The organism is Salinicoccus sp. HZC-1, assembly GCF_046736035.1.
Taxonomy (GTDB): domain Bacteria; phylum Bacillota; class Bacilli; order Staphylococcales; family Salinicoccaceae; genus Salinicoccus.
In genome coordinates this window covers 1,201,891-1,220,625 of record NZ_CP177130.1, presented here as the reverse complement: position 1 = coordinate 1,220,625, position 18,735 = coordinate 1,201,891, and the positions used below count along the sequence as shown (strand labels likewise).

The 18,735-nt window shown below is 43.1% G+C and carries 16 protein-coding genes; 4 read left to right on the top strand and 12 right to left on the bottom strand.

Annotation, left to right across the window (positions count from 1 at the left end; genetic code table 11):
• Positions 1 to 56 precede the first annotated feature (56 nt).
• The 4 genes from ACKRAT_RS06060 (at position 57) to ACKRAT_RS06045 (ending at position 3,328) form a co-directional block, all read left to right on the top strand.
• Positions 57 to 1,088, top strand: coding sequence for a S66 peptidase family protein (locus ACKRAT_RS06060; RefSeq protein WP_411844202.1), 1,032 nt, complete (start codon positions 57 to 59; stop codon positions 1,086 to 1,088).
• 294 nt (positions 1,089 to 1,382) lie between these two features.
• Positions 1,383 to 2,615, top strand: coding sequence for a S41 family peptidase (locus ACKRAT_RS06055; protein ID WP_411844201.1), 1,233 nt, complete (start codon positions 1,383 to 1,385; stop codon positions 2,613 to 2,615).
• Positions 2,616 to 2,651: 36 nt separating this feature from the next.
• Entirely contained in the window at positions 2,652 to 3,110 is a 459-nt protein-coding gene (locus ACKRAT_RS06050) for a GNAT family N-acetyltransferase (RefSeq protein ID WP_411844200.1), read from the top strand.
• A 101-nt stretch (positions 3,111 to 3,211) separates the two neighbouring features.
• Complete coding sequence (locus ACKRAT_RS06045; RefSeq protein WP_411844199.1) at positions 3,212 to 3,328, top strand: DUF3021 family protein; 117 nt, start codon at positions 3,212 to 3,214, stop codon at positions 3,326 to 3,328.
• Between the two features lie 78 nt (positions 3,329 to 3,406).
• Here ACKRAT_RS06045 and ACKRAT_RS06040 read toward each other — a convergent pair whose 3' ends face one another.
• The 12 genes from ACKRAT_RS06040 to queA all read right to left on the bottom strand — a co-directional run bounded on the left by ACKRAT_RS06040 (position 3,407) and on the right by queA (position 18,733).
• The gene (locus ACKRAT_RS06040; protein WP_411844198.1) at positions 3,407 to 4,132 is read right to left on the bottom strand and encodes a metallophosphoesterase family protein; all 726 of its coding nucleotides are present in this window, start codon (positions 4,130 to 4,132) and stop codon (positions 3,407 to 3,409) included.
• Between the two features lie 117 nt (positions 4,133 to 4,249).
• Positions 4,250 to 6,013 (bottom strand): aspartate--tRNA ligase, encoded by a 1,764-nt coding sequence (gene aspS / locus ACKRAT_RS06035; protein WP_411844197.1) that lies wholly within the window; start codon positions 6,011 to 6,013, stop codon positions 4,250 to 4,252.
• Positions 6,014 to 6,015: 2 nt separating this feature from the next.
• Entirely contained in the window at positions 6,016 to 7,278 is a 1,263-nt protein-coding gene (gene hisS / locus ACKRAT_RS06030; RefSeq protein ID WP_411844196.1) for a histidine--tRNA ligase, read from the bottom strand.
• A 310-nt stretch (positions 7,279 to 7,588) separates the two neighbouring features.
• The gene (locus ACKRAT_RS06025) at positions 7,589 to 8,311 is read right to left on the bottom strand and encodes an N-acetylmuramoyl-L-alanine amidase family protein (RefSeq protein WP_411844195.1); all 723 of its coding nucleotides are present in this window, start codon (positions 8,309 to 8,311) and stop codon (positions 7,589 to 7,591) included.
• Positions 8,311 to 8,763 carry a D-aminoacyl-tRNA deacylase gene (gene dtd, locus ACKRAT_RS06020; RefSeq protein ID WP_411844194.1) on the bottom strand — a complete coding sequence of 151 codons (453 nt, stop codon included), beginning with the start codon at positions 8,761 to 8,763 and terminating at the stop codon, positions 8,311 to 8,313. Before dtd ends, ACKRAT_RS06025 begins: the two co-directional genes overlap by 1 nt.
• A 9-nt stretch (positions 8,764 to 8,772) precedes the next feature.
• Positions 8,773 to 10,950 (bottom strand): RelA/SpoT family protein, encoded by a 2,178-nt coding sequence (locus tag ACKRAT_RS06015; protein WP_411844193.1) that lies wholly within the window; start codon positions 10,948 to 10,950, stop codon positions 8,773 to 8,775.
• 108 nt (positions 10,951 to 11,058) lie between these two features.
• Positions 11,059 to 11,577, bottom strand: coding sequence for an adenine phosphoribosyltransferase (locus ACKRAT_RS06010; protein ID WP_411844192.1), 519 nt, complete (start codon positions 11,575 to 11,577; stop codon positions 11,059 to 11,061).
• A gap of 12 nt (positions 11,578 to 11,589) precedes the next feature.
• Positions 11,590 to 13,833 carry a single-stranded-DNA-specific exonuclease RecJ gene (gene recJ, locus ACKRAT_RS06005; protein ID WP_411844191.1) on the bottom strand — a complete coding sequence of 748 codons (2,244 nt, stop codon included), beginning with the start codon at positions 13,831 to 13,833 and terminating at the stop codon, positions 11,590 to 11,592.
• Between the two features lie 49 nt (positions 13,834 to 13,882).
• Positions 13,883 to 16,162, bottom strand: coding sequence for a protein translocase subunit SecDF (secDF, locus tag ACKRAT_RS06000; RefSeq protein WP_411844190.1), 2,280 nt, complete (start codon positions 16,160 to 16,162; stop codon positions 13,883 to 13,885).
• A gap of 106 nt (positions 16,163 to 16,268) precedes the next feature.
• The gene (yajC, locus tag ACKRAT_RS05995; RefSeq protein ID WP_411844189.1) at positions 16,269 to 16,532 is read right to left on the bottom strand and encodes a preprotein translocase subunit YajC; all 264 of its coding nucleotides are present in this window, start codon (positions 16,530 to 16,532) and stop codon (positions 16,269 to 16,271) included.
• Positions 16,533 to 16,553: 21 nt separating this feature from the next.
• Complete coding sequence (gene tgt, locus ACKRAT_RS05990) at positions 16,554 to 17,699, bottom strand: tRNA guanosine(34) transglycosylase Tgt (protein WP_411844188.1); 1,146 nt, start codon at positions 17,697 to 17,699, stop codon at positions 16,554 to 16,556.
• Positions 17,699 to 18,733, bottom strand: coding sequence for a tRNA preQ1(34) S-adenosylmethionine ribosyltransferase-isomerase QueA (gene queA / locus ACKRAT_RS05985; RefSeq protein ID WP_411844187.1), 1,035 nt, complete (start codon positions 18,731 to 18,733; stop codon positions 17,699 to 17,701). The genes tgt and queA overlap by 1 nt, the downstream gene beginning before the upstream one ends.
• Between the last annotated feature and the right edge of the window lie 2 nt (positions 18,734 to 18,735).

Sequence of the window (18,735 nt, the reverse complement as noted above, 5' to 3'; positions counted from 1 at the left end):
ATGATATTATAGTATCATATATTTTTTGAATATTTAGATATAGAGGGTGAACCTGTATGAATAAACCTAAAAAATTAAGATATGGCGATACAGTATCCATAGTTTCCCTGTCCAGCGGATTGGCTGGCGATGATTCCATCAGATGGCGTACCGAGCAGGGCATCAAAAGGCTCGAAGATGTTTTCGGACTCAAGGTGAAAGTCATGCCCCATGCATTGGAAGGCATCGATTACATATACGAGAATCCTGAAAATCGGGCAGAAGATTTAAATGACGCACTGAGGAACCCTGAAGTAAAAGCCATCATCTGCTGCATCGGCGGTAATGAAACAATCCGGATAATGCCCTATGTAGATTTTGAAGCACTGAGGAATAACCCTAAAATTTTCTCGGGGTATTCCGATACAACCGCAAATCACTTCATGTTTTACAATAACGGCATATCTACAAGTTATGGCCCTGCCCTACTTACCGATTTTGCAGAAAATGTTGTTATGGATGAATATACTATTGATTCCATCAAGAGGACCTGGTTCTCCTCTGATGATATTGGAAGGATAGAACCAGCTGAAACTATAAGGGAATTTGGTCTGAAATGGGATGAGGAAAATAAAGATATCGAACGCTCTCATTTTACAAATCCCGGCTATGAGAGTATCAATGGAGAAAGTACTGTTCAGGGGCACCTGATCGGCGGTTGCTTTGAAGTCTTCAATAACATGCGTGGGACGGAAATTTTCCCTGATATTGAAGTATTTGATGGGGCAATATTATTCCTGGAAACTTCAGAAGTTCATATTGATCCTAAATTTTTTGAAGATTATCTGCGAGCATTGTCTGTAATGGGCATTTTTGAATGGGTGAATGGAGTAATAGTCGGCAGGCCTCAGGATGGTATCTACTATGAAGAATATAAAGAGATATGGAGACAGATTCTGAAAGAAGCCGGCCGGGAAGACCTGCCAGTGCTGTACAATATGAATTTCGGACACAATGAACCTAAATTCATACTTCCTTATGGCCTCCAGGCAGAAGTAGATACAGAAAAGTTGAGGTTTACCATTTTAGAAAGCGCAGTTATTGACTGAATTTATTGATAATTTTAAATTTAATTGATACTATTAATTTAATATAGTATGAAAGGATGGAAATGGACAATGAACAAATAATCCTACTTTTATCAAAATGCATACGCATTTTATTTTAAAAACGGGATTAGTCTGTCCATTTATCATACTTCTTATAAATACACTGTAGAACTATAGAACTATAGAACTATAGTTATAGCAGTATGTATAAATATTTTTTAGGCTAGTCCTTCCAGTCAGACTGGGAGGATTTTTTCTTTCCGGTTTGAACCACTCGAAGAAATGGGGCATTCCATGTTTACCAAAAAAGAGATTTTTACGGATATTCAAAATGTATTAGAAAATGATTATGCAGGATGCGAAGAAATTCAAAAGTTAAATAACCCAGCAGAATATTTAATTACCAATAATATGACGGACAAAGAATTTGAAGAAACAATCCAGAATTACTTGTTGGATTTTAAGGATGGCCATTTATGGTTTAGAAATAAAGATACCAATCCTTTGAATATCGGATTTTCTGTCAGGCGTTATGAAGATTATTTATATGTGACTGAGAGTTTGCAGGAGAAGCAATTGAGACCAGGAGATAAAATACTTAATATTGATGGGAATAGTATTCCGGATATGGCAGTCAAATATCGTAAGCGTCTTGAGGAAGATGTGAATGAACGTCAACGTTGGAGATATGTTCTAAGCAATTCAAATAGGACTGAGATAGAAAGAAAGGGTAGACAATTCCAAGTAAATATTTCAAACTATGACCCCCTTCCCTATCAGAGTGAGTATAGTTTTAATAAAATTGATGACAATACTGTTTATATGAAACTCACTGATTTTGCAGAAGAAAAAGCTATAGTAGATTTAATCAATCAAAATGAAAAATTATTAGGAAAATCTGATAATCTTATCATTGATGTCAGAGAAAATAACGGCGGAAATGATATGTTTTATTTCCCGTTATTAAAATATATCTTTAGTAGTGATACTAGCTTCAAAGAGTTATTTAGTGAAAATGAACGTATGCTGACAAACTATACTAAACGAAATTGCACACTATGGATCGAGACACTAGAAGAATATTTAAGACAGGGACTTGATACTGAAATGATTAAAGAGATGGAAAATGAGATTGAATCATTCAAAAATAATCATGGAAAAGGCTTCGTGGAGGTTCCGGAAGACACCGAATTTCTAATAGAAGGACGCTCTACACCATCGAAAGTATACGTATTGACAGATTACTATTGTGGGAGTTCCGGCGATACATTTGCTGCTAATGTAAAAAAGTCAGATAAAGTTACTGTCGTCGGCCGTCCGACAATGGGAATCATGAATTATTTTAATGTAGTTACAATAGACTATGGAAACTATTTATTTTTTTACAGCATATCTAAAATGGAGGACAAAAGTTCATTTGGTTCGACTTCTGGCGTAGAACCAGATATTTATATTCCGTGGTCACCTGACACTCTGAAACAAGATAGAGATAAGGAGTATGTTATGGGTTTGTTAAATGAAACCTAGTAAAGAAATTTGCAATGAATTAGGAGAGACATATACATGGTGAAATTTATAGAAATCACTGAAGAAAATTTTTACATTGTTATAAATTTGGAAACTCATGAATATCAACAGCAGCAAAAATTTGTTGCTCCCAATGTTAGATCTTTGGCAGAGTGCTACCTCTACCGTAACGATAATGATGTATTTCCATATGCAGTTGAAGCAAATAATAAAATCGTCGGGTTCATACTTATAGACATAGACGAGGAAAAAAGGGAATTCATGGTTTGGAGAATGATGATTGATAAGAATCATCAACGTAGAGGTTATGGCAGACAGACTGTCGAGGAAGCAATTAGAATGGCTAGCAACAGCGGTAAGTATGATACTTTAATTGCAGATTACGTTAAAGGAAATGAAAGAATGGGTATGTTACTCCGGGGTCTTGGATTCATGGATTACAATTTTGACAAAGAGAATAATGAATATGTACTCCATTATGATTTGAATAAATAAAAATAAAATCTATCGCCTCCTGTGGTTTTTCGTTTGGAAAATATCAATTACTCATATATCATTGCAGGAGATTATTTAGAAAACTTAACCAGCAAAGATTTATGGATAAAATAAATATCCTTTTCGTGATGATCTATTTCATTATCTGGCTGATTGCACGCTCCAGGAATAAAAGCATGGTAAATGATATAAACGAAAAGCTGAAAAATGAAAAATAAACACAAATAATCCAATAAGAATCAGAGGGGATATCTTCCTTCTGTCGATTCTTATTGGATTTCTCTATTTTATCATTACTATGGCAGTGAACCGCGTTCAATTACTCCAGTCAGAAATTCAAGGTTTGGATATTCTTTCTCTTCCAATTGCTTCTTCACTTTTTTTACGTCGTATTGTACACGCTGAATACCTACATTAAATTGATCTCCATCTCCTTCTGCAATCAGATAGGAGGCATGGTTCAAGCCATCAAACGGTAATCCGACACTTCCGAGGTTTGCTACGCATTTTCCATTGATATGGCGAATATACGGAAGATGGATGTGACCGTATAAAAATAGATTCGCTTCCTGATTCTGCATCAGCTTCTCTTCCAGTGTCTCATCTGATTCTGTCGGTTTGATAACCTCAAAGAGACTTTCCGGTGTGGCATGGAAACAATGTACTTTTACCTTGTCTGTCAGATCAACAGTCAATTCTGATGGAAGATTTCTTAAATATTCCATATCTTCATCTGACAATTGATCGACCGCCCATTCCCGTTCTTCTTTCATGATATCAAGCGCCTGCTCCGGTACTTCTCCTGTCTTTATCCCGCGATGGACCCACTCATCTGCATTGCCTTTGATGACTTCCGTATCCAGATTCCTAACCAGATCAAGTGACTTCTTCGGTTCCGGGCCACGATAGGAAATATCGCCCATTACTACAATCTTATCTGCCTGCTTTTTTTCAATATCTGCCAGCACTGCCTCCAGTGCTGTCGCATTTCCATGTATATCGGAAATAAATGCAATTTTCATTATGAAACACCGCCTTCTATAATATATCCATCAATTATATATAGTAACAAAACAGTCTTCTTAAACATTAAAACGGGATAGAGACTTATTTTCGTCTCTATCCCGCCTGTTATTAATCTATTCTTTATCCTCAACATCCAATTCTATATGCAGTTCTTTAAGCTGTGCTGGAGATACTTCTGATGGCGCGTTCATCATGAGGTCTCCGGCACTTGCTGTTTTAGGGAATGCAATCACGTCACGGATATTGTCTGTACCTGCAAGGAGCATGACGAGACGATCCAGACCGTATGCAATGCCGCCATGCGGTGGTGCACCGTATTTGAATGCTTCAATCAGGAAACCGAACTGTTCGTCTCTTTCTTCATCTGTGAAACCGAGTGCTTTGAACATCTTCTCCTGCATGTCTGCATCGTGGATACGGATGGATCCGCCGCCGAGCTCGTAACCGTTCAGAACGATGTCATATGCATTTGCCTTCACCTTTTCAGGCTCTGTTTCAAGCAGTTCCACATCTTCTTTCTTTGGTGATGTGAAAGGATGGTGTGCAGCGAAGTATCTGCCTGCATCTTCATCGTACTCGAACAGCGGCCAGTCTGTAACCCACAGGAAATTGAACTGATTTTCTGCAATCAGATCCAGATCTTTTGCGAGTTTATTTCTCAGGTTGCCGAGTGATGCATGGACGACTTTTGCTTTGTCTGCAACGAAAAGGATAAGGTCGCCGTTATCTAGGTCCAGTGTTTCAAACAGTTCTTTCTGATTGTCTTCATTGAAGAACTTGGCGATTGGTCCGTTCAGTGCATCTTCCTTCACCTTCAGCCATGCAAGCCCTTTGGCACCATATGTTTTCACATATGTTTCAAGCTTATCGATGTCTTTTCTGGAGAAGTTATCCGCTTCACCTTTGGCGACGATCGCCTTGACCATTCCGCCGTTCTCCACTGTGGAACGAAAGACTTTGAAGTCTACTGTCTTACTGAATTCGCTCAGATCATTCAGCTTCAGATCGAATCGTGTATCCGGCTTATCTACGCCGTACTCTCCCATTGCCTGATCATAAGTCATTCTTGGCAATGGCAGTTCGACATCGACGCCTTTAACATTTTTCATCACATGCTGGATCAGACGCTCGTTCAATTCCATGATCTGCTCCTGATCCATAAATGACATTTCAATATCAATCTGGGTGAATTCCGGCTGCCTGTCCGCACGAAGATCCTCATCACGGAAGCATTTGACGATCTGATAATACTTTTCCATGCCCGACAGCATCAACAGCTGTTTGTAGATCTGCGGTGACTGCGGCAGTGCATAGAATTCGCCTTCGTGTACACGGGAAGGCACCAGATAGTCGCGCGCGCCTTCCGGTGTGGATTTGGAAAGCACCGGCGTCTCGATATCAACGAATTCCTCGTTATCCAGGAAGTTTCTTACACTTCTGTTGATCTGGTGACGGAGTCTTAAAGTGTTCTGCAGTTTATCACGGCGCAGGTCCAAATAACGGTATTTGAGTTTGACATCTTCACCAATCGTGTCATCAAGAATCTGGAATGGCGGTGTTTCCGCTTTTGAAAGGACTGTCACTTCACTTACCAGCACTTCAATTCTACCTGTCGCAATGTTGTCATTGAACTGGGACGGGTCACGCTGCAGCACTTCACCGGATACTTCGATCACATATTCGGAACGGATTTTTTCAGCTGTTTCCAGCGCTTCTTTGGAAATTTCCGGATTGAACACGACCTGGATGACCCCCTTGCGGTCTCTGAGATCAATGAAAATCAACCCACCGAGATCACGCCGTTTCTGTACCCAGCCTTTTAATTTTACTGTTTCGCCTGTGTTTGCTTCTGTCACTTCAGTTGTATGATGTCTCATAATTATTTCTCCTCCAGTAATGTGTCCAGCTCATCCAGGTGAACCGTTTTGGATTCTCCCGTTCCCATATGTTTCAATTCAACATTACCTGTAGATAGCTCATTTTCACCCAGCACGATTGTATAGGCGGCCCCTTTTCTATCTGCATCTTTCATCTGTGCTTTCAACTTACGGCGTTTGTAGTCGATGTCACAGCTGATGCCTTTCGTCCGTAATGTGTGTACGATATGGCTCGCTCTCTCGATTGACTTATCATCCAATGTACAGATATAGAGATCGATGCCCGCAGGCTCAGGGATTTCTATATTCTCCGCTTCGAGCGCAAGCAGCAATCTTTCGATGCTGAGTGCAAAGCCGATGCCTGTCTCATGCGGTCCATCCAGCATTTCAAGCAGTCCGTTGTAACGTCCGCCGCCGCAAAGTGTCGTAATGGCACCGAATCCTTCCGCATCACTCATCACTTCGAACGCTGTATGCGTATAGTAATCCAGTCCACGGACCAGGTTATAGTCGACTTCATATCCAATACCTATGGCGTCCAGATTTGCCTTCACTTCTTCAAAGTACTGCTTTGATTCATCGTTCAGATAGTCGTACATTCTCGGCGCTGTTTTGATCAGCTCGTGATCGCGGTCTTTTTTACAGTCGAGAATACGCATCGGGTTCGTATCGATTCTTGTCTGGCAGTCTGAACAGAACTCATCGATGGATGGTTTGAAGTGATTTACAAGTGCCTCGTTATACGCTGAACGGCTGTTCTGGTCTCCGATTGAATTGATATATAATTTCAAATCCTTGAGTCCGAATGATTTATAGATGTGCATCAGCATGCTGATGACTTCCACATCGATCAGCGGGTCTTCCACGCCGATTGCCTCGATGCCGAACTGCACAAATTGACGGTAGCGTCCTTTCTGCTTACGCTCATACCTGAACATCGGCGCCATATAATAAACTTTGGTCGGCTGGACCACATCATGCTGCATTTTATTCTCAATGTAGCTTCTCACCACCGGTGCTGTCCCTTCCGGTTTCAGCGTCAGGCTGCGGTCCCCTTTATCCTGGAATGTATACATCTCTTTGTTGACGATATCAGTAGAGCCGCCGACACCTCTGACAAAAAGTTCTGTTGATTCAAACGTTGGTGTGCGGATTTCTTTGTAGTTATAGTTTTTAGCAATTTCATGTAATCTTTCTTCAATAAACTGCCATTTGTAGCTGTCTTTAGGCAAAATATCCTGGGTTCCTCTAGGAATTTGGATCATTTGGCTCACTCCCTGTATAAAATATAAAAAAGCCCCTTATATCCATAACCGGATATAAGGGACGATCGTCTCGCGTTGCCACCCTGATTCAGCCTATACGTATATAAGCCCTCTGACATTTTAACGATTGCCACCGCCTGTAAAAAATCTGCAGGATTCTGCCGAAGTGTCGGTTTTTAGCCCGTTGATGTGTCTGCTTCCAGCCATGGCAGACATCTCTGTACAATCTCGTAGCCACCTCTTCGGGTGATTGAATTCTTTCATTCGATTAAGTTATATAATATGGATTAAAAGCATCCAAGTCAAGCATTCAATTCAAATAATTATCAATGCCTTCCAAAATCGCTTCTGTCATCCGGTCCTGATAGGGTTCTTCAGTAATTGTATGATCGTCAAAACGATTACTCAAATATCCAAGCTCAATCAGGACTGCCGGATAATCCAGCTGCCATGTCACCTGGTAGTTAAGTTTACGGTTGCCCCTGTTATGGAAAAAAGAATGTTCATCAAGAGCAGCGTTCATTGTTTCCGCAAACTCTTTTTGGTTCGGGTAAGTATAAAAAGTTGTAAAGCCGGTGATTGAAGGGTCATCCATTGCATCACTGTGGAGACTGATGAACAGATCTCCTTCTTTCTTTCTATCGTCCAAGGAGGCAAACTCCCCCTCTTCCCGGGTGAGTATCACTTCAGCACCGCTCGCTTCCAGGCGGTCTTTCAGTTTATCAGCAATATTAAAAACAATCTTTGATTCTGTAATGTCGGATGCGCTGGTGGCGCCCGGGTCCTTACCGCCGTGTCCCGGATCCAGAACGATCGTCTGGCCGGTAAAATCATAATTTTTGGCTTCAAACGCCATCTTTACCTCTTCGGCAGGTTCTTCTATGAATTTACTGTATATTAACACGGCCGCACCGATGATTACACCTGCCAGAACCAAAAAGAATAATGGCGGAAAATATAAATGCTTTTTGTACTTTAAGAAGTTTAAAATTGCCCGGCCAACAGCGGCAAGGAATTGTTTTAGTTTAGACATCACTTGATCTTTCCGTTTTCGGATTCGTAGAGTATCGTAATCGGACCGTCGTTATTGATATTAACATGCATCATTTCTCCAAAGAAGCCGGTCTTGACTGTAAGCCCCTGCGCCTCCAGTTTTTCATTGAATAATTTATATAATTTATCTGCATGTTCTCTACCTGCTGCTTTAGTAAAACTGGGCCTGTTTCCCTTTTTGGTCTCAGCGTAAAGTGTAAACTGGGATATACTGAGAATCTCACCACCCACATCTTTGATGGAGAGATTGATTTTACCGTCTTTGTCTTCAAAATTCCGGCTAGCTGCAATTTTTTCAGCGAGTTTGATTGCATCCGCTTCTGTGGAGTCATTTGAAACTCCGACAAGCAGACAGTAGCCTTTTCCAATTTCATTGAACAGCTCATTGCTGATGACTGTTGAACTTGAGACCCTCTGCAGTACCACTCTCATTTTTTCACCTCATTTAAAAACGCGTTCTACGCTGTAAATATCAGTCAGCTGTTTAATTTTATCAACAATTCTATACAGATCCGAAACATTCTGCACCATGACCGACAGGCTGATTTTAGCATTCTTGTCGACATCGGCTTGGCCGTTCACCCGTGTAATCGGAAACTTCGTGCTTGCAACGACATTGAGCACTTCGTTTACCAGACCTTGTCTGTCATATCCGGTGATTTCCAGATCGGCCTGATATTTGCGGTCGCGATTTTTATTTCTGACCCATTCCACATCAATAATACGCTCTGTCTCGTTTTTGATGTTGGGACAGGTCGATACGTGTACTTTGACCCCGTGGCCTTTTGTAATATACCCCGTGATATCATCCCCGGGTATGGGATTGCAGCATTTTGAAAGATTGATGAGCAGGTTATCCATGCCCTGCACATAAACACCGGATTCGGTGGAAATTTCTTTGTAATGATGTGTTCTGTCGATTTCTTCGATCTGGTTCGACTTGTCTTCGGCAACTTTGAATTTTTCCATCAGACGGTTGGTCACCTGCTGCCCTGTCACACCACCGAAACCGACCATCGCGAATAGATCATCTTCGTTCGAAATATTATACCGGTCCAGAACGGGTTCGATATATTGATCTTTTAATACATCATCCGGTTTGAATCCCCGGTTCTTAATCTCGTGTTCAACTGCAAATCTGCCTTTTTCAATATTGCTTGCCCGATCCTGCTTTTTAAAGAATGCCCTGATCTTATTTTTGGCACTTGAGGATTTGACAAGTTTCAGCCAGTCCATGCTTGGACCATATGACTGTTTACTCGTCCGGATTTCAATGATTTCACCAGTGGAAAGTTCATAGTCGATTGGTACTATTTTACCATTCACTTTCGCCCCGATCATCTTGTTGCCGACTTCTGTATGCACCTGGTAGGCGAAATCTATCGGTACGGCACCTTGCGGCAGCTCAACGACATCTCCATTTGGTGTAAAGACATATACTTTATCACTGAGCAGATCCGTCTTCAGTGCTTCCATGAATTCCTCAGCATCAGGCGAAGATGTCTCCTGATCAACCAGATCTTTAAACCAGTGGAACCTTTTATCAAATGAAGGGGATTCTTTAAGATTGCGGCCTTCTTTGTATGCCCAGTGTGCAGCAACCCCGTGTTCGGCAATTTCATGCATGTCGAATGTACGTATCTGGATCTCCAGAGGATCGCCGTTGGGACCGACGACTGTTGTATGAAGAGACTGATACATATTTGGCTTCGGCATCGCAATATAATCCTTAAACCGGCCCGGCATCGGCTTCCATATCGTATGGATGACACCGAGGATTGCGTAGCAGTCCTTGATATTTGTAACCAACACACGTATTGCCAGCAGATCAAAGATCTGATCAAATTGCTTATGCTGCTTTTTCATCTTCTTATAGATGCTGTAAATATGTTTCGGCCGTCCGGAAAGCTGGCCGTTAAGCCCTGTCTTTTCCATCTCATTTTCAATGCGGTCGATCGCATTGTTGATGACACTTTCCCGCTCACTTCTCTTTTTCTTCATCATGCTCACAATTTTGAAGTACTGCTGCGGCTCGATATATCTCAGTGCAATATCTTCAAGCTCCCATTTGATGCTTGAAATACCGAGACGATGGGCCAGCGGCGCATATATCTCAAGCGTTTCCCGCGACGTCCTGATCTGTTTCGCTTCGGGCATCGCCTTCAATGTGCGCATGTTATGAAGTCTGTCAGCCAACTTGACCAGAATAACTCTGATGTCTTTGGCAATCGCTACGAACAACTTACGGTGATTTTCCGCCTGTTCTTCCTGCTTGGAACGATATTTGACTTTCTCCAGTTTCGTAACGCCATCGACGATTACTGCGACCTCTTCATTGAACATGTTTTCCAGATCTTCAAATGTATACGGCGTATCTTCTACAACATCATGAAGGAAACCTGCAACAATGGTGGGTCCATCCAGCTTTAATTCCGCTAGAATTCCTGCAACCTGTACCGGATGAAGAATATACGGAAGGCCATTTTTCCGATACTGGCCATCGTGTGCTTCATGGGCCAGTTCATATGCTTTTTTCACCATCCGGATATCATCTTCATCCATGTACCGGCTGCACATCGTGATGACATCTTCTTTTGTGTATGGATATTCCTTATTCATGACCTCACCGCCCCTCTCCAGATAGAAATAGTTAGAATCATCATACTATAAATCGTCCTTCAAATAAATGAATGACCAAAAAAAGCCTGTTTTCACAGACTTTTGACATTACTCATCATAAGTGATTAATGAAATTGTATCATAGCCCTCAAGACGTTTTTTGCCTTCCAGGTAATTGAGTTCGATCAGGAAAGCGATGCCAACCACGATACCTCCAAGTGATTCAATGAGTTTAATCGTCGCTTCGATTGTACCGCCTGTTGCAAGAAGATCGTCAGTGATCAGAACTTTCTGACCCGGCTTGATTGCATCGTGATGCATCGTCAGTACATTTGAACCGTATTCCAGATCGTATTCATACTTGATCACTTCACGCGGAAGCTTGCCTTCTTTTCTTACCGGCGCAAAACCGATTCCCATACTGTATGCGACAGGACAGCCAATAATAAACCCTCTGGCTTCGGGGCCGACGACGATATCGACTTCTTTTTTCTTTGCATATTCGACAATCTGGTCTGTGGCATAGCCGTAGGCTTCCCCGTTATCCATGATTGTTGTAATATCCTTGAAACTCACACCTTTTTCAGGCCAATCCTGAACTTCTGATACATATTTTCTTAAATCCATTGTAACACCCACTCAATTTGATATTAATGTTCTGACATATTGTTTCAGTTCATTTGTCGATGACATCTTAAGACGCGTTTCTGCTTCCATGCGGCTGTTAAGAAGTCTAAATTTTGTTGATTCATTCAAGTTCCATTCATAATCAACATTCACCTTATATACTATACCATTTTTCAGCTCTATAATCTTTAAATCTTCCATGATATCTGTCGTCATTTTAAGAAATGTCATCGTTACGCCAATTTTTTTGGAAAGTGCCGGCGCATGTTTCGCCATATTGATCGAACCATCCTCTGCCCCCACGATAACGTTCTGTAATTTTTCTATATCCATCCGGTTTGGAAGCCCCGTAAAGAACAACTCCGTCTTACTGTGGAAGATCATAATAACTTTTGATACATGTATATTATTCAACGAGTATGTCAGATTATCCAGGCTGTCGGGCAGGTCACGGAGCACCACACTCTCTGTGACAAATGGCAGCCGTTCACCGTAGTGATAATAATTCGGCCCTTTTTTCTCTTTGCCTTCCTGAATCAGAAAAACGTCATCTTTAGTAATGATATCAAACTGCTGGTCCGTCTTGCTTCTCATATCCATAATCTGTACCGTATCAATGCTCGCATCCAGAAGCACCATCTGAAGTGACCGCTTCTGATTAAACTCATTAATATTGACCGTGCCGATCAGACTGACTGTATCGCCGTTGCCCACCTCATGAATAAGATGGCCGAATCTGAATCCGATCACATCGAGTTCCAGCTCGGGGATGGTTATTTTAACATGGGATTTATCTTTACCCACCTGACGGATGGCACCGATTTTCGCATTATTGACCATAAAAATCGGGGTATTGAAAGATTGTCCAAATGGCTTCAATCGTTCAAACCGTTCGAATTCCTTCATTGTCATATTTCCGGGTTTAAGCTGATAATCGATATATTTCACCGGTCTCAGATCCAGTCCCAGCGATTCAAAATACTGTGTCAGTTCATCCTTGAATGATTCGATATGCTTATCGGGGACTTCTATGCCAAGCGCCTGTGAATGTCCGCCGTAGCTGCTATGATAGCTGGATTGCTCACCGATGACGCCATGCAGGTCCACCCCTTCTATGGAGCGGGCAGACCCTCTGTAAGCTTCACCGTCCAGAGTCAGCACAATGGCCGGTTTTCCAAACTGGTCTACCAGTCTCGATGCAACTATTCCGATGACACCCGGATGCCACCCTTCCTTATAGACGATGTTGATCTGGCTTGAGCCATCCACCATCTCTGCCGCTTCAGCATGAATTTCCTCAACGATCTGTTTGCGTTCCTGGTTCATCCGCTCCACTGCCATCGACAGTTCATATGCACTGTCAGCATCTTCCTCCAATAATAGCTCCACTGCCACAGAAGCTTCACCGAGCCTGCCGGTCGCATTCAGGCGGGGGGCAATGGTAAATCCGATCGTTTCCTCATCGATGATGCCGTCGTGCCCCGCACTCCGCAGCAATGATTTTATCCCGAGGGTCGGTCTGTCATTGAGTACTTCAAGTCCGTCGATGACGAGTTTTTTATTCTCGTCGATGATCGGAACCAGATCCGCAACCGTACCGATGGCGACAAGTGCAAGGTCTTCCTGCCTGTCGAGCCCCAGCGCCTGCACAAGTTTGTAGGTGATGCCGACGCCTGCCAGCGCGTTGTAAGGATAGGTCCCTTCGGGGTGATCTGGATGAATGATTGTGGTTTCGGGCACATTTTCTCCAAATGAATGGTGGTCGACAACGATGGTATCCACATCATTCTCTTCGAGGAAAGAAATCTCCTGTTGGCTCGAGATGCCATTATCGACTGTAATCACCAAATCGAACTGACCCACCACAACCTCTTCGAATATCGCCCTGTTCGGACCATAACCATCGGTAATTCTGTCCGGAATGATAAATTCAACATTCTGCGTGCTGCGCTTTAAGGCATTGGATAAAAGGACTGTACTCGTAATGCCATCCGCGTCAAAGTCACCGTAGATCAGGATGTTTTCATTATTGTTGATTGCTGTTTCAATTCTTTCAACTGCCTGGCCGATATTCTGAATCAAAGAGGCTTCGTAAGATTTTGGTTTGAAGATCTTATTTAAATCTCCGTCGGCCACGAATCCTCTGTTTTCCAAAACTGTTTTTTCAAGATTGTTCAGCCCGAATGCCTTAACAGTGTCATCTTCTATATCCGCTGTTTTTTTACGGACTTTCCATTCATACTTTGACTGATACACACTTTTACCACCTTTAGAAAACGCCCGGGAGTCCCCAGGCGTCCATCATTTATACTAATATCTTTTCATCGTCCTTGTCCTTCTCCTCATAAACTGTCAGTTCGCCGTCAGATTTGTTAAACTGGCGTTTTTTCAAAATACCCCACAGCTGGATGGCAATGAATAGTGAAGAGTAGACCCCACTGATCAGGCCGACAAGTAATGCGATGGAGAAATTGAAAATTGCACTGCTGCCGAACAGTACCAGGAATACCACAACGATTATGACTGTCAGAACAGTGTTGAAGGATCTGGTCAATGTCTGCCTCAGTGAACGATTGATAATCATATCGATTTCTTCCTCTGATCTGATTACTTTGATTTTGCGCAGATTCTCCCTGATACGGTCGAATGTCACGATCGTATCGTTTATCGAATAGCCGACAATGGTCAGCATTGCTGCAATGAAAGTGATATCCACTTCAAGCCGCAGTATTGAGAATACTGCAATCATGAGAAAGGCATCATGCATCAACGCGACAACTGCCGGTAATGCCATGCGCCATTCAAAACGGATCGAGGCATACAGGATGATGCCTATGGAAGCCAGCGCCAGGGCAAAGACAGCATTTCTGACGAGTTCCTGACCAATGACCGGACTTACTGTACTGATCATCGGATTGCTGCCGTAGAGTTCCGAGAACGTACTCTGCATCTCTGTCACTTCATCCTGTGAAAGATGCTTCGTAAACTTGGCAATCACGGTATCTTCGCCGGAAGTAGTTATACTTTCAGGCGAAAGCCCCATGGATTCAAGCTCTTCTTCCACCTGTTCCACATTCCCCGCGCCATCCGTCTCGATATCCGCCCGTGTTCCGCTCGTAAAGTCGATACCCAGATTGAGTCTGAAGATGGACAGTATGATGGCGCCGACTACGATGGTCGCAATACTGAATGCAAAGAATTTTTTGTAATGCTTAACAAAATTAAAACGATCCCAAGGTGTCGACAGGTCTTCAATTTCCTTGCCCTTGTTAATGTCGAACCTGTCTTTTTCCCTAATGCCAAACCAGCCGAATTTTTTACTGAAATACCCTGATTTGACAAGCAGTGAAAGGATGACCCGCGTAAGGAATACAGCAGTTACAAAACTCATCAGTATAGAAAGCAGGAGCATTGTCGCGAAACCTTTAACACTGCTTGTACCGAATACAAACAATACAACCCCTGCAATCAGCGTAGTGATGTTCGCATCAACGATCGTCCATAAAGACTGTGCAGATGCTTTTTTGTATGCCGCTTTAAGAGTGCGTCCAATGCGGAGTTCATCTTTCATTCTTTCATACATGATGATATTTGCATCCACTGCCATTCCCACACCGAGAATCAGGGCAGCGATACCCGGCAGGGTGAGCACACCGCTGATACTGTTAAACCCGACCAGGGTCAAGTATATATAGACGGTCAGTGTCACTGCTGCAACGATACCCGGCAGACGGTAAAAAGCAATCATGAAGAGCAGCACTATCGCTACACCTATGAGTCCCGCTGTAACAGTTTCATCCAAGGCCTGCTCACCAAACTGGGCGCCGACAGAAGTCGAATAAATTTCGGTCAGTTTGACCGGCAGTGAACCGGCATTTAAGAGCGCGGCAATATTCTGTGCCCGTTTAAGGCCTTCCTCTCCGGAAAATCCGCCGGAAATCATTACATCCGAAGAATTGATCGGACCGGAAACGCTCGGGGCGGAAATGAATGCAGGATTTTCTTTTTTAACCTCTTCGGCGAAACTGTCTTCACCTTCCTCAAAGTCCATCCAGATGACCATCAGGTTTTCACCAGACGGTCTTTTTGATATCTCTTCTGTTATTTCGCGGAATTTTTCGGGATCCTTGAGTTCCAGTGAAACCATCGGATCGCCCGTTTCGGTGAAGTTCTGGCTCGCACCGCCCTGTACCAGGTCCGCACCGGATAACAGGACGTTATCCTCGACATCGCGGATGCTAAGTTCCGCCTGTGTACTCAGCATTTCCCTTGCTTCCTGCTGATCTTCCACACCCGCAAGCTGTACACGGATCCTGTCTTCGCTTTCTACTGAAATATTAGGTTCTGATACACCTAATACATTCACCCTCGATTCTAGGGTGCTGGCAGTACTTTTGACTGCGGTTTCATCAATTTCATCGCCTTCATTGAGCGGTTCCACCTGATAGAGGACTTCAAATCCCCCCTGCAGATCCAGGCCCAGATTCACATCTTTTACAACATCCTTTAAAGTAAGACCAATCACTGTAAAAAACATAACGACAATCAATAACGATGTTAATATTTTACTAAATTTTTTGTTCAATGGTTACACCTCTGTTTCTACGATTCACCAACGTGTCAATTATACCTATTGTACACTTAAAGTGAAACCAAAAAAAGCTGACAATGTCATGTCAGCTTCTGGTTTGCTATTTTACAATTTCTTTCAATGCTACACGGTCGAATTTAAGAACAGCACCATCAACATCCTCAGTACGTATGTACATATGTTTTTGATCGAATGATTCTACCTCACCATGCATACCGCCTATTGTAACGACCTTGTCGCCTTTTTGCAGATTGCTCTGCATGTTCTGTACATCTTTTTGCTTCTTCTGTGCCGGACGGATCATCAGGAAATACATTACCAGGATGAGTACCAGGAACGGCAAGATGGCCATGAAAAATTCCATCTGCTAAATCTCTCCTCTTGACTAGAAATTTTTCGGATTATCAACATTCAATCCATAAGATTCGAAAAACGCTTCTTTAAAATCCATTAAACTATCATTTAAAATCGCACTTCGAACATCTTCCATTAATTTTAACAGAAAATAAAGGTTATGGTAAGTAGTAAGCCTTAAACCGAGAATTTCATCTGTTTTGAATAGATGGCGAAGATACGCTTTTGTATAATTTCTGCATGTGTAGCAATCACACTGTGCATCGAGCGGGGTGAAATCTCTCTCATATATTTTCTTTTTAACGACGACACGGCCTCTTGAAGTCATGGTTGTACCATTTCTGGCGATGCGTGTCGGAAGTACACAGTCGAACATGTCCACCCCGCGCATTACGCCTTCTATGAGTGCGTCGGGAGAACCGACACCCATCAGATATCTCGGCTTGTCTTCAGGGAGATGGGGTATCGTCTCTTCCAGTACACGGTACATTATCGGTTTGGGTTCCCCGACGGATAATCCGCCGATTGAGTAGCCGGGGAAATCCATGGAAACAAGATCTTTTGCGCTTTGTGCCCGAAGATCGGCATATTCCCCGCCCTGGACAATGCCAAACAGCGCCTGTGTTTTATCTTTGCCGCTTTTAATATGGTGGTCAAGACCGCGTTCAGCCCATCTGGATGTGCGTTCGATGGAGTTTTTTACATACTTATGTTCTGCCGGATGCGGCGGACATTCATCAAAAGACATCATGATGTCCGAGCCGAGGTCATGCTGTATATCCATCGCTTTTTCAGGACTCAGGAAAAGTTTGGAACCATCCAGATGGCTTCTGAAATGAACCCCCTCTTCTTCTATTTTTCTTCTGTCGCTCAGGCTGAACACCTGGAAACCGCCAGAGTCGGTTAAGATCGGCTTGTTCCAGTTCATGAATTTATGGAGTCCGCCCGCTTCGCGTATCAGGTCGCTTCCCGGTCTGAGCCATAGATGATACGTATTGCTCAGTATGATCTGGCTTCCGATATCGGCAAGCTCTTCAGGTGTCATCGTTTTCACTGTGGCCCGTGTGCCTACGGGCATGAAGATTGGTGTATCGATTGTACCGTGCGGTGTATGCAGCTTGCCGAGTCTTGCACCCGTCTGCTTACACGTTTTTATATGTTCATATCTAATTGCCATTAATAATCACCTTCGTAAATAATCATCGCATCGCCGAAACTGAAGAACCTGTACCGCTCATCCACCGCATGGCGGTATGTTTCCATAATCATATCACGGTCCGAAAATGCACTTACCAGCATCATCAAAGAAGACTTGGGCAAATGGAAATTCGTTATCAGTGCATCAATCGCCTTGTACTCGAATCCCGGATATATGAAAATATCCGTGAATCCGCTGGCAGCCTCGAATGCTCCGTAATCCCGCATGATCGTTTCCAGTGTCCGTGTACTTGTCGTGCCGACACTGATGATTTTTTTTCCGTTTTCACGGGTTTCATTCAATAGTTCTGCCGTTTCTTCATTCATGATATAGAATTCAGAATGCATTTTATGATTTTCTATTTCATCCACACTTACCGGACGGAAAGTACCAAGACCAACATGCAGCGTAATGGTGGCAATGTTGATCCCTTTCCCCCTGATCTCTTCAAGCAATCCTTCTGTAAAGTGCAGACCGGCCGTCGGTGCAGCTGCTGAACCGCTGTTTTTTGCATATACCGTCTGATATCTTTCTTTATCCTCAAGCGTTTCCTTGATATACGGCGGCAGCGGCATCTCGCCCAATACGTCCAGTACATTTTCAAGTACACCGTCGTAGATAAGCTCGACATGTCTGATACCCTCGTCGAAAGTATTTGTACAGACGGCTTTCAGCAGTCCTTCACCGAATACGATCTCGGTTCCGGGTTTCACCCGTTTGGCGGGTTTGATCAGCACCTCGTAGCCGTTTTCAATCGGTTTGAGCATCAGCATTTCAATTTTCGCGCCCGTTTCCGACTTTATCCCGTAAAGCCGTGCCGGGAGCACTCTTGTATCATTCAATACAAGCGTATCCCCGGCGTCCAGGTAGTCGATGATGTCTGTGAAATATTTATCTTCTATTTTGCCGCGGCTTTTATCCAAAGCCAGCAGTCTGCTCCCGGAACGATTTGCCAGCGGCGTTTGTGCAATCAATTCTTCCGGCAGCTCAAAATCAAATTCATCGAGTTTCAAAC